Source organism: Bacillus sp. WC2507 (genome assembly GCF_052656125.1).
The window spans coordinates 3796590-3814959 of sequence record NZ_JBQXPN010000001.1; the positions used below are offsets into that span (position 1 = coordinate 3796590).

General features: G+C 34.1%; 14 protein-coding genes and 1 riboswitch. Of the genes, 3 read left to right on the top strand and 11 right to left on the bottom strand.

Annotated features, from left to right (window positions below; all coding sequences use genetic code 11):
- Positions 1 to 59: 59 nt before the first annotated feature.
- Positions 60 to 929 (bottom strand): LysR family transcriptional regulator, encoded by an 870-nt coding sequence (locus ACUN28_RS20090; protein WP_016088342.1) that lies wholly within the window; start codon positions 927 to 929, stop codon positions 60 to 62.
- Between the two features lie 97 nt (positions 930 to 1026).
- Between ACUN28_RS20090 and ACUN28_RS20095 the strand changes: the two genes are divergently transcribed.
- Positions 1027 to 1932, top strand: coding sequence for a DMT family transporter (locus tag ACUN28_RS20095; RefSeq protein ID WP_016088343.1), 906 nt, complete (start codon positions 1027 to 1029; stop codon positions 1930 to 1932).
- A 42-nt stretch (positions 1933 to 1974) separates the two neighbouring features.
- On the opposite strand, the gene ACUN28_RS20100 is transcribed toward ACUN28_RS20095, so the two are convergent.
- The 5 genes from ACUN28_RS20100 to ACUN28_RS20120 form a co-directional block, all read right to left on the bottom strand.
- A complete protein-coding gene (locus tag ACUN28_RS20100) occupies positions 1975 to 2595 on the bottom strand; it encodes a YcnI family copper-binding membrane protein (RefSeq protein ID WP_016134175.1) in 621 nt (206 codons plus the stop codon).
- A gap of 173 nt (positions 2596 to 2768) precedes the next feature.
- A complete protein-coding gene (locus ACUN28_RS20105) occupies positions 2769 to 4418 on the bottom strand; it encodes a copper resistance CopC/CopD family protein (protein ID WP_016134174.1) in 1650 nt (549 codons plus the stop codon).
- 331 nt (positions 4419 to 4749) lie between these two features.
- Positions 4750 to 5169, bottom strand: a complete 420-nt coding sequence (locus ACUN28_RS20110) for a VOC family protein (RefSeq protein ID WP_000750833.1) — start codon at positions 5167 to 5169, stop codon at positions 4750 to 4752.
- A gap of 85 nt (positions 5170 to 5254) precedes the next feature.
- Positions 5255 to 6613, bottom strand: coding sequence for a branched-chain amino acid transport system II carrier protein (gene brnQ, locus ACUN28_RS20115; protein WP_016088346.1), 1359 nt, complete (start codon positions 6611 to 6613; stop codon positions 5255 to 5257).
- 238 nt (positions 6614 to 6851) lie between these two features.
- A complete protein-coding gene (locus ACUN28_RS20120) occupies positions 6852 to 7544 on the bottom strand; it encodes an FMN-dependent NADH-azoreductase (RefSeq protein ID WP_016088347.1) in 693 nt (230 codons plus the stop codon).
- Between the two features lie 293 nt (positions 7545 to 7837).
- On the opposite strand from ACUN28_RS20120, the gene ACUN28_RS20125 reads away from it, so the two are divergent.
- Positions 7838 to 8803, top strand: coding sequence for an arsenic resistance protein (locus ACUN28_RS20125; protein ID WP_016088348.1), 966 nt, complete (start codon positions 7838 to 7840; stop codon positions 8801 to 8803).
- Positions 8804 to 8858: 55 nt separating this feature from the next.
- On the opposite strand, the gene ACUN28_RS20130 is transcribed toward ACUN28_RS20125, so the two are convergent.
- The 3 genes from ACUN28_RS20130 to topB all read right to left on the bottom strand — a co-directional run bounded on the left by ACUN28_RS20130 (position 8859) and on the right by topB (position 14244).
- Positions 8859 to 10082, bottom strand: coding sequence for an MFS transporter (locus tag ACUN28_RS20130; RefSeq protein WP_016088349.1), 1224 nt, complete (start codon positions 10080 to 10082; stop codon positions 8859 to 8861).
- 129 nt (positions 10083 to 10211) lie between these two features.
- A riboswitch (SAM riboswitch) is annotated at positions 10212 to 10317 on the bottom strand.
- Between the two features lie 134 nt (positions 10318 to 10451).
- Positions 10452 to 11699, bottom strand: coding sequence for a DUF4153 domain-containing protein (locus ACUN28_RS20135; protein WP_016088350.1), 1248 nt, complete (start codon positions 11697 to 11699; stop codon positions 10452 to 10454).
- A gap of 400 nt (positions 11700 to 12099) precedes the next feature.
- On the bottom strand, positions 12100 to 14244 hold the full coding sequence (gene topB, locus ACUN28_RS20140; protein ID WP_016088351.1) for a DNA topoisomerase III: 2145 nt from the start codon (positions 14242 to 14244) through the stop codon (positions 12100 to 12102).
- Between the two features lie 334 nt (positions 14245 to 14578).
- Here topB and ACUN28_RS20145 point away from each other — a divergent pair, with 334 nt between their 5' ends.
- On the top strand, positions 14579 to 15124 hold the full coding sequence (locus ACUN28_RS20145) for a hypothetical protein (RefSeq protein ID WP_016088352.1): 546 nt from the start codon (positions 14579 to 14581) through the stop codon (positions 15122 to 15124).
- A 51-nt stretch (positions 15125 to 15175) separates the two neighbouring features.
- On the opposite strand, the gene ACUN28_RS20150 is transcribed toward ACUN28_RS20145, so the two are convergent.
- A complete protein-coding gene (locus ACUN28_RS20150) occupies positions 15176 to 16816 on the bottom strand; it encodes a multicopper oxidase family protein (RefSeq protein ID WP_016088353.1) in 1641 nt (546 codons plus the stop codon).
- 118 nt (positions 16817 to 16934) lie between these two features.
- Positions 16935 to 18218 (bottom strand): aminopeptidase P family protein, encoded by a 1284-nt coding sequence (locus tag ACUN28_RS20155; protein WP_016088354.1) that lies wholly within the window; start codon positions 18216 to 18218, stop codon positions 16935 to 16937.
- Positions 18219 to 18370: the final 152 nt, after the last annotated feature.

The following is an 18370-nucleotide window of genomic DNA, read 5'->3' on the forward strand; positions in this document are numbered from 1 at the left end:
TAGATTTTTTATAAGTAAATTAAAAAAGTGTCCCATTATGATATATGAGACACTTTTTTTCATTCTGCAAATAGCGCTTGAAATTCTTCAATAAATAGTTGCACAGCGATTGAAGAATCCTTTAATGAAGGAACAGCTAAAGCAATTTCTCTCCATACTTGCGGTTCCAATTCTCTCGTTTGCACATTCTTTGGTAAATTCGTTAAAGATAATTCAGCTAATATTGCAATACCTAACCCTTCTTGAATCATATTTAAAGCAGTAGTAACTGTCGAAATTATATATTCAGCCCGAAGTGGTACGTTGGCTTGTTTAAACATATCAATAATGGGTGGTTCGTATCCGCCCTTACATAATATGATTGGTTCATTCTCTAAATCATTAATTGTAATAGATCCCTTCTTACAAAGAGGATGATCCTCTCTTAAGATAACAACCATTTTCCCCTTCGTTAATGGGACAATCTCCATATCTTTATTAGGCAAAATAACAATTCCTATATCAACAACCCTCGATACTAACCAATCTTCAACTTCTTTAATCGTCCCTTCACAAAGAACTACTTCTAGGTTCGGATACTTCTCCTTAAAAAGATTTATCATTTTGGGTAAGAAATGTGCAGATGCACTCGGAAAACTACCAATTCGAATCGTCCCAACTTCGTGTCCTTTCTCCATCGCAACTTCTTGTTCAATCTTCTCTACGCCGTTCAAAATCTCTCTAATATGTACAAGAATTCTGTTTCCTACATCCGTAACAAGTAATCCTTTTCGTTTATCACGTATAAGAATAGTAACTCCTAACTCTGACTCAATACTTGAAATGGCATGACTTACAGCTGGCTGCGTCATATTTAACACCCGAGCAGCCTTCGTAAAACTACCTAACTCAACAGTTTTTATTAATACTTGCAGTTGTGTAATGGTCATAACTAATCACTTATACTCCTTATAAAAAAGATTCATTTTATTTATCACAGTCGATATCATATCATAGTGAGATGAATAACACCAAGGAGGTTTTACAGTGACACAGCTTTCTCGAACTAAGACAGCCATAATCCTTACGTTTCTCGTTTTCATGTGGGGAATCAATTGGCCTTTATCTAAGTTTGCCCTGCATTATACACCACCCGTTTTATTTGCAGGCGTTCGAACTTTAATTGGAGGATTCATTTTACTTCTTTTCGCTTTACCGAAATACAAAGAGTTACATTTAAAAGAAACTTGGCATTTATACGTTATTTCTTCTTTACTTAACATCATTATATTTTACGGGTTACAAACTGTTGGCCTTCAATATATGCCTGCTGGGTTATTTTCTGCCATTGTCTTTCTACAACCTGTTTTACTCGGAATTTTCTCATGGATTTGGCTTGAAGAATCTATGTACGGCTTAAAAATTTTCGGCCTTGTTCTTGGGTTTATTGGTGTAGGTGTTATTAGCTCTAGTAGTTTAACTGGACATATTTCTATTATTGGAATCCTTCTCGCATTAGGATGTGCTATTGGCTGGGCGCTTGGCACAGTATTTATTAAGAAGACTGGTCACCGCGTTAATGCCATTTGGATGGTAACACTGCAACTTATTATTGGCGGCCTTTGCTTAATTGGATTTGGATCAGAGTTTGAAAGCTGGTCTAGTATCGCTTGGAGTATACCGTTTGTTAGTGTACTGCTCTTCATTTCATTCTTTGTTATTGCAATGGGGTGGCTTGCTTACTTCACACTTGTTGGAGCTGGTGAGGCAAGTAAAGTTGGGGCCTATACATTCCTTATCCCCCTTATCGCTATTATTGTAAGTTCAATCTTCTTACATGAAGCCATTACAATGAGCTTGTTTATTGGTCTATTATTTATTGTTGTGAGTATTTGTTTTGTAAATATAAAGCCGAAAACACTTGCTGTAAGGCAGCAGGTTGAAGTGAAATAAACATAAGAAAGAGCCTACTGTTTGTAGGCTCTTTCTTATATCTTACTTTTTACGACGTACTACAAATACACACGCACTTACCGACGATACAATCGCCAAAATAGATAAAACAATCGCTATTACTTGCATATTACTAGTACCTTCATTCTTTTCTACATTAGACACTTCACCATGTTCTCCTGTTAATGACGTACCTTTTGCAATTGTAGTAAGTGAATGTGGTTTTTCAGCTTTTTCATCGCCTGTCCATTCAACAATTTCTCCGTCTTTATATTGTTGGTATGCATCCCAAGCTATTTTTTGCTCTTTATCCGGATTTTTAGCGACGAAAGTAAATCGCTGGAACTGATTGGGTAAAATCCCTTCTCCTGTCGCTTCCCATACTACGGTTTTAACTTTTCCGGCATTATCTTTTTGCTCCTCCACTTTCCATCCTGGCACTGGTTCATACTGTTGGAACTCTACTCCAGACGGTATTTTCAGTGTAACTTTTGTCGTTGCTACATTTTTTTCAACTGGTACTTTTATCGTGTAAGTCTCCCAAGAGCCAATGTCAGAAGTTGCTGGCTTCACAGTTACGTGCGCACTAACAGGTAACGAAAAAATTCCCATTGCAATTACTGTTGCTATCATTGTTGTTCCTAATTTTTTTATACGTTTCATTTTCTATTTACTCCTTTTCATCTATAACGTCTCTTTCCCCCGCTTTAACGGGCAGTATGACTACCTCAAAATTCAGCGAAAGCAAAGAAGTTAGGCGGGGGGCTGCCCGTAAAAGCCCAATTGGTGCGGGCTAATAAACAGTGGGGGATACCCCTACTGATTAAAGTTTCACTTTATCTGCCACCTACAATAAATTTATAATCAGTATCGAAGCTATCAAGTGATTTTGTTAATCCATGTACCTGTATATTCCAGTTGCCTGTCATGTTAATATACATACCTTCCGCTTCATATTCTCCCGGTGAAACTGCCGAAACTTTAAATGATCCTTTTCCCATATTCATATCTAACGATTGAGTCGTTAATATAATTTGCTCCATATCAGTAACAGGTTGTCCGTTCTCATCCTTTAAAGTAATATGGAATATATTTTGCCCTACTTTATTAGGACTTACATTTAGCGTAAGTTCATATCCATTATCTAATTGTTTACTCTCTGTAAAAGGTCCAGTAGGAGGCATCGGTGGTGTTTGTACGTTTGTCATAAAAGCTACGATTACGAAAATGATAATTCCAATGATAAACTCTACTTTCACCGTAGCGCCTAATCCTTGCTCCGCTCTCATTTTTCCTTTCACATAATGAATAATTCCCAATATCCCCATGAAAATGAATAAAATTATCTTTGCTAATAAAGCTAATCCATACTTCGTATCAAATAACGAGTGGATTGTTGGAATAAAAAATGTACTGTTAAAAAGACCTGTTATTAAAATCACGATGACAGCACCTGTTGCCCAAGGTGAAAAACGCTTAATCATATCCCAATACATATTCCACTTGTCTTCCTCTTTATGTAAAAGAAGAATAATGGATGATAGACCGCCCATCCATAATGAAGCTGCAAATAAATGTAGAAAATCCATAACGACAGCAATTTCTTTAAACTTTAAACCATATGCATGACTATTAAAGGCTTTCATAACAAGTATCCCGATAAACAATACTATTGGAATGCTCCATACCTTAAACGACGACAACTTCTCACGCTTCATCGCAAAATACGTAACGATTATAAGCAAACTAATAAGAGTCATTTGAGTGAGCCATACGTAACTAAAAACAGAAAGCTGTAATGTTTCTTTTAATAGTAAAGGATCGAATGCTTCTAGCCATGAAACATCAGCATTTATTTTCGCTTGCAATGGTAAATTGAATAACAAGCTAATAAATATCCCAAATAAGGAGATCCATATTATGTTCTTACTCCTTGATCGAACCGAGGTTGCATTTCCTTTATATATAATAAGGTTAAAGAATAGCACTCCTATAAATAGTGAGAAACTTGTATATAGAATTCCACGTTCCATAATCATATCAATTTGCGGGACATAACCCATCTCTTCTACTTGTATATCTTCTGTTCCAGCTTCTACTGCCCCAATGCGGAACGGAATAACTCCTTGAATGGGATGCCCATCAGCAGAAATCACTTTCCACTGAATAGAGTAGAGACCGTTTTTGAGATTATCTTTTAATCCAGCTTCTAATAGTTTTTTATTTCTTTTATCAATATGAGCATCTTTTAAATCTACTCTTGTACCTGAGGTATCTCTTACAAACAATGTATTAAAATGTGAAACTTGTATATCCTCATCGAATTCAATTTTTACAACAGCTGGTGCTTTCTTCAACGTTTCATTTTCAGCAGGATTTGATTTCACAATGTACGCATGAGCAGATGCACTTTTCGGCATCAATATAATAAGCACGCATGCAATTAATAACCATGCCCCTAACCTTCTCATTACTTTCACACTCATTTCACTTCTTTCTTCCTCATTGCTCTATTTTCATTACATCTACTTCTCAAGTCGATTACTTGAAGAAATATTAACCTGATTAAATATAAACTTCTATACAGTATAACTCTTTATTTCTCTCTCACCTCTAAACTTCTAATATAATAGTAACTACCTTCACGGATACAACTTACATTTTTAAAGTCGATTGTTATTATATCATAAAATATATTTATGTAAGTTCTTGAAGAAGAAAAGTTATCGTGAATCATTTGTGAAGAAAGTGTGAAATACATAAATAAAAAAGGTATTACGTTATTACGTAATACCCTTCTTCAATAATAAAGTCTCTTTACTTCTCTTCCGGATAATCACAATATTCAATGATTGTTCCCTCTGTATCCGCTGGGTTAAGATATATTAATCTTCTGCCGTGTTTATTAATTCGAAGTGTATGCTCTAACGTTCGAATACCTTGTTCTTTTAACTCTTCTAAAGCTACATCTAAATCATCGACACGATACGCAACGTGATGAACACCCTTACCTTTTTGTTTTATAAATCGGGCAATTGGTGAAGTGGTGTTATTTGTCGGTGCAAGTAATTCGATTCTATCTCCATCCACTTCAAGAATGGCTACTTCGCTTTCAACACCAGGTGCTTCACTTACGTAACGATCTATTAAAGTGCCTAACAACACCTTTTCATAAAAACGTATCGTACTATCTATATCTCGAACTGCGATGCCGATATGATCAATTGTTTTTTTCATTTTATTTCCCCTACTACTTTATTTTTTCTCATTATTAATAGTAACAAAAAAAGTTATAGAATCAAAAATTCTATAACTTTTTTATTTAACCAATTTTCTTATTTGTATTTGCTGCTGGTTGAACTTGATTTTTTGCTTTTAAAACGCTAATGCCATATCCGATAAAACTACCGATAATCGCTGGGAAGATCCAGCCCAATCCTACTTCCTGCATCGGTAGGATTTTAGTGAATACTTGGCCCACTACTTCAATGTTAACTCCAGCTGCACTTAATCCATCAAATAAGCTGATGATAAATGTTACGATTAAACTCACTTGATAAACTTCAGCTCGTCCTTTGAATAATGAATGGAAGAATGTTAAGAAAATCAATACGATTGCTAGTGGATAAATTGCTGTTAATACTGGAACAGAAACTGCAATTAATTGTGTTAATCCTACGTTTGCAACAATTGCACTAAATACACATAGCGTGATTGCAATTGCTTTGTAAGGAACATTTGGGAATAACTTATGGAAGAATGAAGAACATGCTGATACAAGTCCCACACTAGTTGTTAAACACGCTACTGTAATCATTAATCCTAATAATACTCCGCCATATGATCCAAAATAGTAGTTAGAAACTTTCGCTAATACTTCTCCACCGTTCTCTAAATGTCCAAGCTTCGCAACACTTGAAGCACCCATATAAGAAAGAGCTGTATAGATAATTGCTAAAATAGATGCTGCAATGATTGTCGCTTTTGCACAAACGACCATAATTTGTGTTTTCGTTTTCGCACCTTTTTCTTTAATTGCATTAATGATGATGATTCCGAATACGAATGATGCGAGCGTGTCCATTGTTAAGTATCCTTCTTGGAATCCTTTAAAGAATGCATGTGATGTATAAGCTTCTACCGGTGCTTGCATATCTCCAATCGGATGTATAAAAGCAACGATTACTAAAATACCGATGAAAGTTAACTTAATTGGCGTTAAGATTTTTCCAACAATATCGACAATTTTCGCAGGATTTAGCGAAAAAAAACAAGTGATGCTAAAGAATATAATTGTGAAAAGAATTAAAGGTGTAGAACCTACTCCCTCTGGCATAAACGGCTTAAGACCAATTTCATAAGATACATTTCCTGTTCTCGGTATTGCAAATAACGGACCGATCGCTAAGTATAAAACTGTTGTAAACACAATCCCGAACACTGGGTGAGCACGACTTGCTAATGACTGTAAATCATCTTTACCTGAAAAACCAAATGCTAGTACACCTAGTAATGGTAATCCAACACCAGTTACTAAAAATCCAGCGTTAGCAATCCATACATTTTCTCCTGCCGATTGACCAAGCATTGCCGGGAAAATTAAATTTCCTGCTCCAAAAAATAGTGCAAATAACATTAAACCAATAACTACTATGAACGAAAACGGTACTTTATTCGTCATAATATAACCTCCATTCAAATTTCCTTATCTCATTTTCCAATTTTAACTAATTGAATTTTCTGAATATTTAATTTAAGTATCAACTATTCTTGAACTCATTATAGTTTGCTATATAATATTTTGCAATACTATTTTCAAACTTTTCTTTTATTTTATAAATATACATTTTTTAACATAGAAAATAGACTAAAAAACCAACATGGTCATCCATGTTGGTTTTTCCATTTACTATCATAAATTAAAATTTCGCAGCTACTTTTTTAACGTTTTCTAAACCTTCTTCAACAATTTGTTGTGAGCGATCTGGATATTGATTGTGTCCTTCAATTACAACCGTCTCTGGATTTGTAATCCCCCAGAATCCAAGTACAGTTGTTACGTAATTAACTGCCATTTCCATTGGAGCCATTTGTTCTGAAGAGTAATCTGAACCACGAGCACCTAACACAACTACTTTCTTACCACCAACTAAACCTTCTGGACCATTAGCTGTATATTTAAACGTTTTTCCAGCTTGAGATAAGTATGAAATATATGTGATTAATGGTGCTGGTACTGTAAAGTTCCATAATGGGAACGCAAATACAACTTTATCCGCTTCTAAAAACTGATTTAAATATTGATCTACTGTAGCAACTGCCTTCTCTTCTTCAGCTGTTAACTCCATACCTTGGCTACGTTTGTATCCACCTGAAATAGCAATATTTCCGTAATAAGGAAGATCTAATGCAAATAAATCTAACTCTGTAATTTCTGTATTCGGATTTGCTTCTTTATAAGTACTTACAAATGTTTCATACATTTTTGAACTAACTGCTTGCTCCGCTGGACGATCGTTTGCTTTTACAAATAATACTTTTGACATTTTTTTATTCCCCTCTACTTTTGTATTTTCTTCTTTTTTACCAAATAACGAGCTAAATAATCCCACTTTCTTCACCTAAACTTTCTTATCATATTCATTATTCATCATCATAAAAATTCTTATTCTAATAAAAAGTTCCAATTGATACCTTAAATAAAGCTAATCAAAACTTTTTGTTATTTAATTACCTTATGTAAGTGATTGTAATATAGCCACTTACTTTAGTCAAGTAACTTTTAATATTAATTTAAATCTCGAATTAAAAATATTAACTAAAATACAATTGAACACCAAATACGACTTTATTACTTGTATAATAAACTTAGAGAGGAAAATTCATATTTAGAAAGGATTTATTCATGAGCACTATAGAAAAGATTCAAACTTTTATTATTCTTTTTGCTGTTACATGCGGCATCATACTTGGACAATTTAATGTCATACATATGTATTCAGACAAATTTATTGTTCCCTTCTTATTTTTCATGCTATATGGATTATTCCTCAGCATCCCTTTAAAAGAAATAAAAAATGGATTTCGTAATTTAAAATTTGCTGGAACGAGCCTTACTATTAATTTTGTATGGACACCTCTCCTCGCTTGGGGATTAGGAGCACTATTTCTTTCCGATCATCCAGCACTTTGGGTTGGATTTATTATGTTAATGGTTACTCCATGTACAGATTGGTACTTAATCTTTACTGAAATAGCGAAAGGTAATGTAGCACTTTCTACAGCGATTTTACCGGTAAATTTAATTTTGCAAGTACTACTCCTTCCCATTTATTTATTTTTATTTGCTGGTGTTATGAAGACTGTAGCAGTTTCTGTTTTAGTAGAAAGTATTGTTATCGTAATCGTCTTACCATTTTTACTTGCACACGCTACAAAATTCATTATGAATAAAATGAAAAAAGCTGAAACACTCGAGAATAAACTCATTCCGTTTTTCAGCTCTGCCCAAATTGTATTTTTAAGTTTAGCAATAGTAGCGATGTTTGCATCACAAGGAAAATATTTACTACAAAATATGAAAGTCGTTTTATTATTACTCATTCCTGTTCTATTGTTCTTCATCATTAATTTTGTACTCGGACAATTTATCGGACGCATGATGCGTTTATCTTATAAAGATACAGTAAGTCTAAACTTAACAACTTTAGCAAGAAACTCACCTGTTGCACTCGCTATTGCTGTGACCGCTTTTCCAGACGAACCTCTTATCGCTCTCGCGTTAGTTATTGGACCGTTGATTGAACTGCCAGTACTTGCTTGTGTTTCACAAGTGTTGTTGCTTATTAAGAGAAAACAACAATATACATAATAAAAAACGTCCTGTTATGGGACGTTTTTTGTTTTTGAAAAATTTCATACAACACTTATTTCTTATTTATCATCACAAACGAAATAACTGAAACTAAAAACGTAATAATACCAATTATAATAAATAGAATAGAAGCTGAAATTGACTCTAATGAATACCCTGTTATTGCAATTCCAACTGGAGTTGATACCAATAATAATGAATTTAAAAAACCAAAAAATCTCCCTTGCACTTCATTTGGAATTAATTTTCTATACAGTACTCCAAAATATACATTACTCACTCCAAATGCAATTCCTGATAAAAAATAATAAACTGAAAATAATACCGGATTTAACGTCGTACCCATTGCAGCATTAAAAATCCCCATAATAGCAGTACATATAAAAGCAGTCGTAATCGTTTTATATGTACGAATCTTTTTAGTAATAAATGCTCCTATTAAAATCCCTATCGGTGATGCCGCAAAAACTATACTATACCATCCCGTAGAAAGGTCCATTTCTCTAACAACTATTACTTGTAGTGAAAGCATACACGCCGCTCCAAGTAAATTAATAACCACAGCGCTCATAAGCAATGTTTTCAATGATTGATTACTATTAAATATGGAGAAGCCCTCTTTAAAGTCTTCGTAAAAAGGCTTTTTCTTTTCTATTTTCAACTCACGTGGAAATTTGATGTTCATTAAAATTAAAAAAGATATAAAGAATGTGAGTGAATCTAATACAAATACTCCATGAAAACTAAAAATACTAATTAAAAAACTCGCCATTAAAGGAATGGCAACCGATATGATTTGTATTGATATTTGCCTCAGTGTAATCGCCTGTTGAACATGCTTTTCTTCCACATATGTTACTAATGCTGCATTTGAAGCTGGTGTAAATAAGGCACTCCCCATCGAACGTATAATAAGTAAAAGTAGTAACGGAATGTATAGCATTTTATTGTAAAATGCTATAACTGCAATTAAAATCATAACGATACATCTCATAACATCCGCAATTATCATAAGCTTTCTTCGCGACATTCGATCTGCTAACGTTCCTGTTACAGGTGCAAACAGAATTGCCGTCGTTGCTATTGCAATGTTTACCCCAGAAACAAGTATTGGAGAATTCGTTAATTTCATTACCCATAACGGTAAAACGAGCGTAACCATTGAATTGCCTATCAAAGAAATACAACTTGCTAAGAAAAAATACGAAAAAACTTTATTGCTCCAAATACTATCACTAGTGCTATCCTCTTTTAAACTTCCAACTTGATTATTCACTACGCCCTCCGGTTTCTTCTTCTATATTTTCTTTAATTCTTTCGCTTCTGTATCACCACCTTTCTAATTCTCCATTTATATGACAAAAAACCTTCTTCAAAATAAGAAGAAGGTTTACTTATACCCATTTTCTTATCTATTAGGACTTTTAGACCCTACAGGATTTAGCACCTTTATTTAACATTAGGTTGCTGAGGCTTCGAAGGGCCAGTCCCTCCACCTCTCTTAATAAGAAGTTTCTTATTTAATTATCTAAATTCATTATATTTTACATCAAAATAATTTCAATATGTTTTTCTATACAGTTAAAAGAAGATGACATCTATCATCCTCTTTTAACAATTTTGTCGTTACGTTAATAAAGCCTTTCTAATTAAAAATTAAAGGAAACGTAAATATAACGAAAGCTGCCCAAAGTCCGTAGATTGGCAAATACTTCGTGACGGCATCTTGGATAGCTCTCGGTCCTGATTTGTTTTGTAGAAAACGCATATAGGAAAACATAATCCAAATGAGATTTGCCCAAATCAGTATGTTTACGCCTAAAACAGCAAGTCTATTAGGTGTAATACCGTAAGAAGAAAGTCTGAATACGATAGCTGATAATGCCACAGTGTCAATAATAAGCGCCAAAACAATTAGGGCACAATTTATATAATCTGAAATGTTCTTTTTCTCGTCTGAGTCACTCTCAACGATAGAAAATATAGTAACAGCCAATACACCAAGGAGTATTCCGTTGAAGGCCATTAGGAAATTGCGGTCCAAGAACGGATTTTTCCCAACCCATATAACCGTTATAAGATAGATCAACAATGTGATCAGGACGAGCGGACTAAAAATTTTAGATATGTATGGTGTAATATTTTTAGCAAGTTTAAGATTCATTGATACTAAATATGCAGCCACTACAGCGAGAGCGGCAGCTCCAAATAAAACAACATTACTAAAATAGAATTCTCCTATATCCAAGTCAACAAAGCTAAATAATCGCATAGTGAATACTGCTAGTATCATTCCACTCACTGCCATGCTCGCGTAGAGAAGACAATATTCTAAATTAAATTTAATATAAGCTAATCTTGTACTGCCTTTTGAATATTCATTTCCCGTAAACGCAAGTCCTACTAAGACCCATAACAATATAGGAAGATGTAAATACGCAAGGATACTGCTGTCTTTATAATTTAATGGCAACATATTAAGATACAACCCGGCAATTAAGAACAACGCTGCAAGGAAATAAATAATACTTTTTTTCGGCGTATTATTGTAAATAAAATAAGCAGCAATAAAAGGAATTACACCAAAAGCTAGGTTAATTGGAGCGATTGCTTCCTGCTCGACAAAGTGGAAAATGATTCTGGTACTTAGCCCAGCTAGAATAGCTAGCATGCCCATGAATAAGAAACCTTTTTGAAACAACGATTTTTTTTCTTTATTTGCCGTCTCCTTGAAATGCAACCTTTCATACCAAGCACCTAGAACCTGAGAATCAGGGTTTTGGGCCCATGCTTGTGAGAATGACTTTTTAAAAGATTTCGGATCTTTTCTATACATTCTCTCCAACTCATGAGGGTTATCCATATTTTCAATAATCACATTGTTAATGTCCATATTTATACCTCCTCTAATTTTAAAAATAACGTTGTTACCTTTTCTATAAAAAGCACCACACTTATTTACTCTGTTTTTGATTTTAATATAAATTTTATCGTTTTACAATAAAATTTTATTATTTTAGATAATATTTTTATTGCATATTTTCACATACATCAGTATAAAATACTTTCAGTTGTGCTCTTAATTGCTTATTTTTCCTTTATATAAAAGAAATGATAAAGATACTATAAACATCCTATTTAATACTATCTTTTCAAATATTTTTTATTGTTAGCACACAAAATCCTGTAATTACAAAATAAAAAAGCATGACATAAAGTTGTCATGCTCTCTCTTTTCTATCCATATTTTTTAAATCTAACCTTTTACAAAACCTTGTATTTGCTAAAGCCACTTAATTCTCAAACACAAAATTAATCTTATTATCTTTCCACTCTAACTTCGCATCAAATGTTTTCTCGCCCTTTTTAAAGCCTTTAATTAAATCGGTCTTCTCACCTTTTAAAAGCTTTGTCATATTCTTTTGCGAAATTGTTTTGCTTAATATTTTCTTCGAGATGGTAAAATCACATTGTGTCGTGTTGTAATTAGAACAACCGTAAAACGTTGACTTATCAATCACATCGCCATCACATTTTTTACAGCTACCAACCTTTTTACCTGTTGTAAATTTCGATCCTTTTCGTTCAATCGATTCAACATGTAGTCCAGTGAAATCCCATTTCTCAGACATTTCCACTGCATCTTCAATAATTTTAGCTGATAGCTTTTTCGTTTGTTCCATAAATGTAGCGGGAGAAGCGGTACCTTCACCAATTTCCGCAAGGCGCTGCTCCCATTTCGCTGTCATTTCTGGTGAAGCTAGTATTTTGTCTCCGATTGCGGTAATTAATACTTTTCCTTTATCGGTTGCGTACACTTGGTTCTTCTGCACATCTATATATTTACGGTCTTTCAGCATCGTAATAATACCTGCACGCGTTGCCTCAGTACCTAAACCTTCTGTTTTCTTTAATACTTTCTCTAACTCTTCATTCTCTAAATACTTACCGGCCGTTTTCATTAACGTAATAAGTTGTCCTTCAGTATAACGCTTCGGTGGCTGTGTTTTTCCTTCTTTCACTTTTACCTTTACAACTTTCCCTTGTTCACCTTCAGCTACAATTGGAAGAATTGTTTCATCATCTTTATCATCTTGGAAAATAACTTTACGCCATCCTTCTTGAATTTGCTGTTTTCCTTTCGAAATGAATTCAGCACGTTCGTCTACAAGCGTTGTAATCGTTGTGTAGTCAAAGATTGCTACTTCATAATGTGCCGCAATCAGTCTTCTTACGATCATGTCGTAAATTTTCTTTTCATCACCTGATAGTTTGCTTGGATTTGTAACTTGCTCTGTCGGTATAATTGCATAGTGATCTGTAACTTTCTTTTCATTCACATAGCGCTTGTTGTTCATAATCGATTCAATTGGTGCTGGCAATAAACCTTTATATTCATCAAACTGACTTAATTTCTGTAAAATATCAGGGAACGTCGCTGCTTCTCCTTGTGTAACATAGTTAGAATCCGAACGCGGATAAGAAACTATCCCTTTTTGATATAGTGCTTGTGTTATATCAAGTGTCTTTTTCGGTGAAAATTTAAAAGCTTTATTAGCAGTCGCTTGCAATGCTGATAAATTAAATAAAAACGGCGGCTGAAACTCTTTACGCTCCGTTTTCATTTCCTTTACAACAGCCGGTTTCCCTTGGCAAAACGCCGCAATTTTATTTGCCATATCAGGGTCTTTTAAGCGGGATTCACTATCCTTCTCCCATTTCCCCTCATACTTCTTTCCTTCTATATTAAAGGTTGCGAACACTTCCCAGAACGGCTCTGACTTAAAGTTTTCTATTTCCTTTTCACGCTTTACGATTAACGCGAGTGTCGGTGTTTGTACACGACCAGCTGAAAATACATCATTCATTCCTTTTTTCTTTAACAAAATACTAAACACACGTGATGCATTCATACCAACGACCCAATCCGCACATGACCTTGTATACGCCTCATAGTACGTATTGATTGTATCTGATTCGTCAAGCAAGTTTTTAAATCCTTGATAAATAGCTTGCTTCGTTAAAGACGAAATCCATAAGCGCTTCATCGGCTTTTGTACATTACAAAGATTAATAATGTTTCGTACAATTAATTCCCCTTCACGCCCAGCATCGCCCGCATGAATAATTTCTGTTACCCCCGGATTATGTAACAGCTGTTTCACAATGTTAAACTGTTTATACTTCGACTTTGTTACTTCAAATTGAAATCGTTCAGGAATCATCGGTAACGTATTAAGTGACCATTTTTTCCACTCTGCATGATAATGTTCTGGATTACATAACTGCGTCAAATGACCAATTGCCCATGTACAGTACGCTCCATTTGGAAATAACTCATTCGCTTCTACTTCTAAATATCCATCTTTCCTGCGATATTTAAACTGTGAAACAAGAGCCAAACCTTGATCTGGTTTCTCGGCAATAATTAATTTCATTTTATAACTCCCTATCTGTATTCCAGTGTTACTTTCGTTGTCTATCTGTTTAGAGGCGATGATAAAAGAACAATCTTATTTATCATTCGCGGGTTACCCCGGGTAATGGGATAACTATAATATTATACGCTTATTCTTTATTGCTTCACAATAGAAACTCACTATATAACAATTTCTTTCTCATGCTTACAATCAAAAAAGACGCCCTGAAAAATCAAGCGTCCACTTGCTTACATTCATGAAATTGTGCAGATAATATGCAGATTTAAATACGCATAAGTACTCTCCATATGAACATATGATGAAATGAATAATAGGACAGGGAGGTATCATAATGTTTACTTATACATTAACCGCCTTAACACTTTGTTGTATCTCGATTCTTATTACATCATACATTTCTAAACGTAAGGGTACCCTAATGGAGTATATGGTATTTATTATGTCTTTTAGTATGTGTATCGGTTTAAGCATAGGTTTTTATTTAGGTATACTCTTTAAAGGAGAATTATTATATTCTACTTTGCTTGCTATTTTAATTAGTGGATTTATTGGCTTTTTTATCGGTCTACGTTTTCACCTGTACACTGCTTTAGAAGGAATGTTCTCTGGATTAATGGCAAGTATGATGGGAGCAATGATTACAGAAATGTTAAACGCTCAACAAGCTCATAGTATACTGTTCATTAGTCTTTTACTTACTATAACAATAACTATGTCATGTATAATTCAACTTTTATCAGAAACCTTTTCTACTTTTATTCAGCGGCGTTTTTTGTTATTGCTTTCAATTAGCGTGGTAATCATTGTTTCGGTATTCATAACATTCCCCGATCATACTCCTTCACCTTCACCCGGGCATGATCAACATATACATTGACTCTTGCACCGAAAATGAATAAGCAGCTATCCAAAGGGTAACTGCTTCATATTATTCTGGCTTATTAGGAATGTTTGGGTTGGGAACATAGTCAGATTTATAATCTGTATATTTCACTTCTGTTACCATCCCCGCGGAAGCATGGTGTAAATCATGACAGTGGAACATCCAATCACCCGGATTGTCTGCTGCAAAGGCTACTTCATATTCTTCACCTGGTTTTAGGTTCAAAGTATCTTTCACAATTGGAGAACCTTCTATCGGTTTTCCATCTTTACTCAACACCTGGAAGAAGTGACCATGTAAATGCATTGGATGATCGTCCATTTTAGAACGATTTACTAATTTTACTTTTACTAAATCACCCTTTTTTACTGGAATCGGGTCAATGTCCGGAAATACCTTTCCGTTAATTGTATATACCATTTCATTTCCATTCATTTGCGTATTCAAGTCCATATTATATGTGGCAGTATACTGCTGCTCTAACGTGAAACTACCTAATTTTTTAGCACCATATTTCGTCATATCTAATTTCGGTAATTTTTCTTTTTCGTTTGCTTTATCTTTCATCTCTTTGCTGCCATCATATTCAATAACAGCTTTCATTCCTTTTGCACCTTTATTTGCTGAGTGGTCTTCAACATACCATTTCCCAAGATTGTTAGCAGTAAATTCAACATCATAACGTTCACCTGGTGCAATTGAAATTACTTGATCCTTTATAACTATTGGATCGTTAATTGGTTGACCATCTGTCGCAATTACTTTTATATCATGACCATGAACATGTATATCATGTGATAGATAACCAGCATTAACGAGTCGAAGACGAACTTTATCTCCCTTATTCACTTTTAATGGCTCTACTAAATCCTCACTTTTACCATTGATTGTGAATAAGTCATACATACTCATATCATGACCTTCCATCTTCATATTTCCATGGTCCATTCCTCCCATATTACTAGAGTCTTTTTTATCACTCTTTATGTCCATACCAGAATGATCCATGCCGTTCATATCATCATTCTTTTTCGTATTTTCATTATCCTTAGATTTATTACCTTTTTGCCCTTTTGTCATTTCTTTTAACTGTTTATTAATCTCTTCTTTATCTGTTATCCATTCATCTAACATTAATGTGTAATCTTTATCATACTTTTCATTTGTATCTTCTACAACGAGAGAACCATATAATCCTCTATCTAATTGATTTACAGAATCTTGATGTGAGTGATACCAATACGTTCCTGGTACGTTCGCTTCAAATTCGTAGGTGAAACTTTTCTCTGGTTCAACCGCATCTTGCGTCACGCCTGGAATTCCATCCATGTGATTTGGGACAGGATATCCATGCCAATGAATAGATACTGGTGCAGATAATTCATTTTTCAATGTTACTTTCACCTTTTCGCCTTTTTTTACCCGAATTTCTGGACCTGGAGATGAGCCATTAAATGTCCAGACTGGAACAATAACACCGTTACTTAATTTTTGCTTTTCTTCTTTCGCTATTAAAGTAACTTCTGGTCCTTTTTCAACCTTCAATGGTTTTGTAGCTGTTTCAGTCTGTGGTGTTTTTTTGTCGCTCATATTTTTATGTTCATTTGTTGTATTTGTGGTCGCAGAACATGCAGCAATTAAAGATATGATAGAGACTGTAACTGCTGTTAATACAAATCGCTTCATAGAAAACCCCTCCTTTTTCTTTTTCAAAATCATTATAAAAAATGATTTTCAAGAAAATATGGAGATGTGCAATGAGCTAAATAAAAAGACGCCCAAAATTGAGCGCCTCTACTAATGATTATTTCGTAACAACTTCATCTTCTTTTACATTTACATTATGTTTACTCATAAACGCTTCAATCTCTTCAACTTCTCTAATGATATCTTTTGACAAGTTTTCATGTCCGTCTTTCGTTACAAGAATATCATCTTCAATACGAATGCCGATTGATTCTTCTTCAATATAAAGACCAGGTTCAATTGTAATAACCATGCCTTCTTCTAATACTCTCTCTTTATATGTTCCTACATCATGCGTATCTAAACCAAGGAAATGGCTAACACCATGATAATAGTATTTAGATAGTTCCTCGTCTTCTTGAATTAAACCAATTTCTTTACACTCTTCTGCTAGTACCTTTTTTGTATGCTCATTTAATGCAGCAAATTTTACTCCTGGCTTAATGAGTTTCGTTGTTTCTTTCAATGCTTTTAATACAATATTATACATTTGTTTTTGGCGACTAGAGAATGTTCCATTTGCCGGGAATGTATAACTAATATCAGCGTTATAGTAGTCTTTTTGAGCGCCTAAATCTAGTAATACTAAATCACCATTTTGAATTTGTGCATCATTATCTTCATAATGAAGAACTGTAGCATTTTTCCCACTTGCCAAAATTGTATTGAACGCATGATGCTTAATGCCAGATGATTTCAGTGTGAAATCAAACTGAGCCTCTAATTCATACTCCATCATGTCTGCTTTTGCATGCTTAAGTACGTTGTAAATACCCTCTTTCGTTACAGCAATTGCCTCTTTAATGATTTCAATTTCTTCTTCTGTTTTAAACACTCGTAATTCACAAATATTCGGATATACATTACCAATTAAAACGTGTGGATACTGTTCTCTTACATGTTTAGCAAACGCTAGCGTTTTTGTCTCCATCCCATTCCACTCACGACGCTCTAAATCTAAATATAGATGCTTCACATTTTCTGTAAAAAGTATATTTGACATTGTCTTTTCAAAGCTATCTAAATATACAACTTTCTTTATACCTGAAATTTTCTCTGCTTCCTCGTTAGAAACTGTTTTACCGACCCATTTTTCCATTACTGGATCTGACTTTTCAATGAAAAGTGTTTCTTCAACACTATTTCCAAACTTCTTCAACATGAAAATAACATTCGGTTCATCGATTCCTGTTACATAGTAAAAATTTCGATTTGGCACAAATTTATAATGTGCATCCGCTGACATGTGAGGTGCTTGTCCAGCAAATAAAATAGTAATAGATTCATCTGGTAATGTGTTTACTAATCGTTCTCTATTTTGAGCAAAAAATGTTGATTTCATAATAATCCCCCTAGCGTTCTATGTATGCTTGTAAATCTAATTATCCAATACAATTCATTCTATTATTGTTATAATTTTTCGTCAATTAATAGTACTCATAGAGAAAGGAAAATTTTCATTATTAGGGCCCCTTTCAAGCTTAATTATGCATA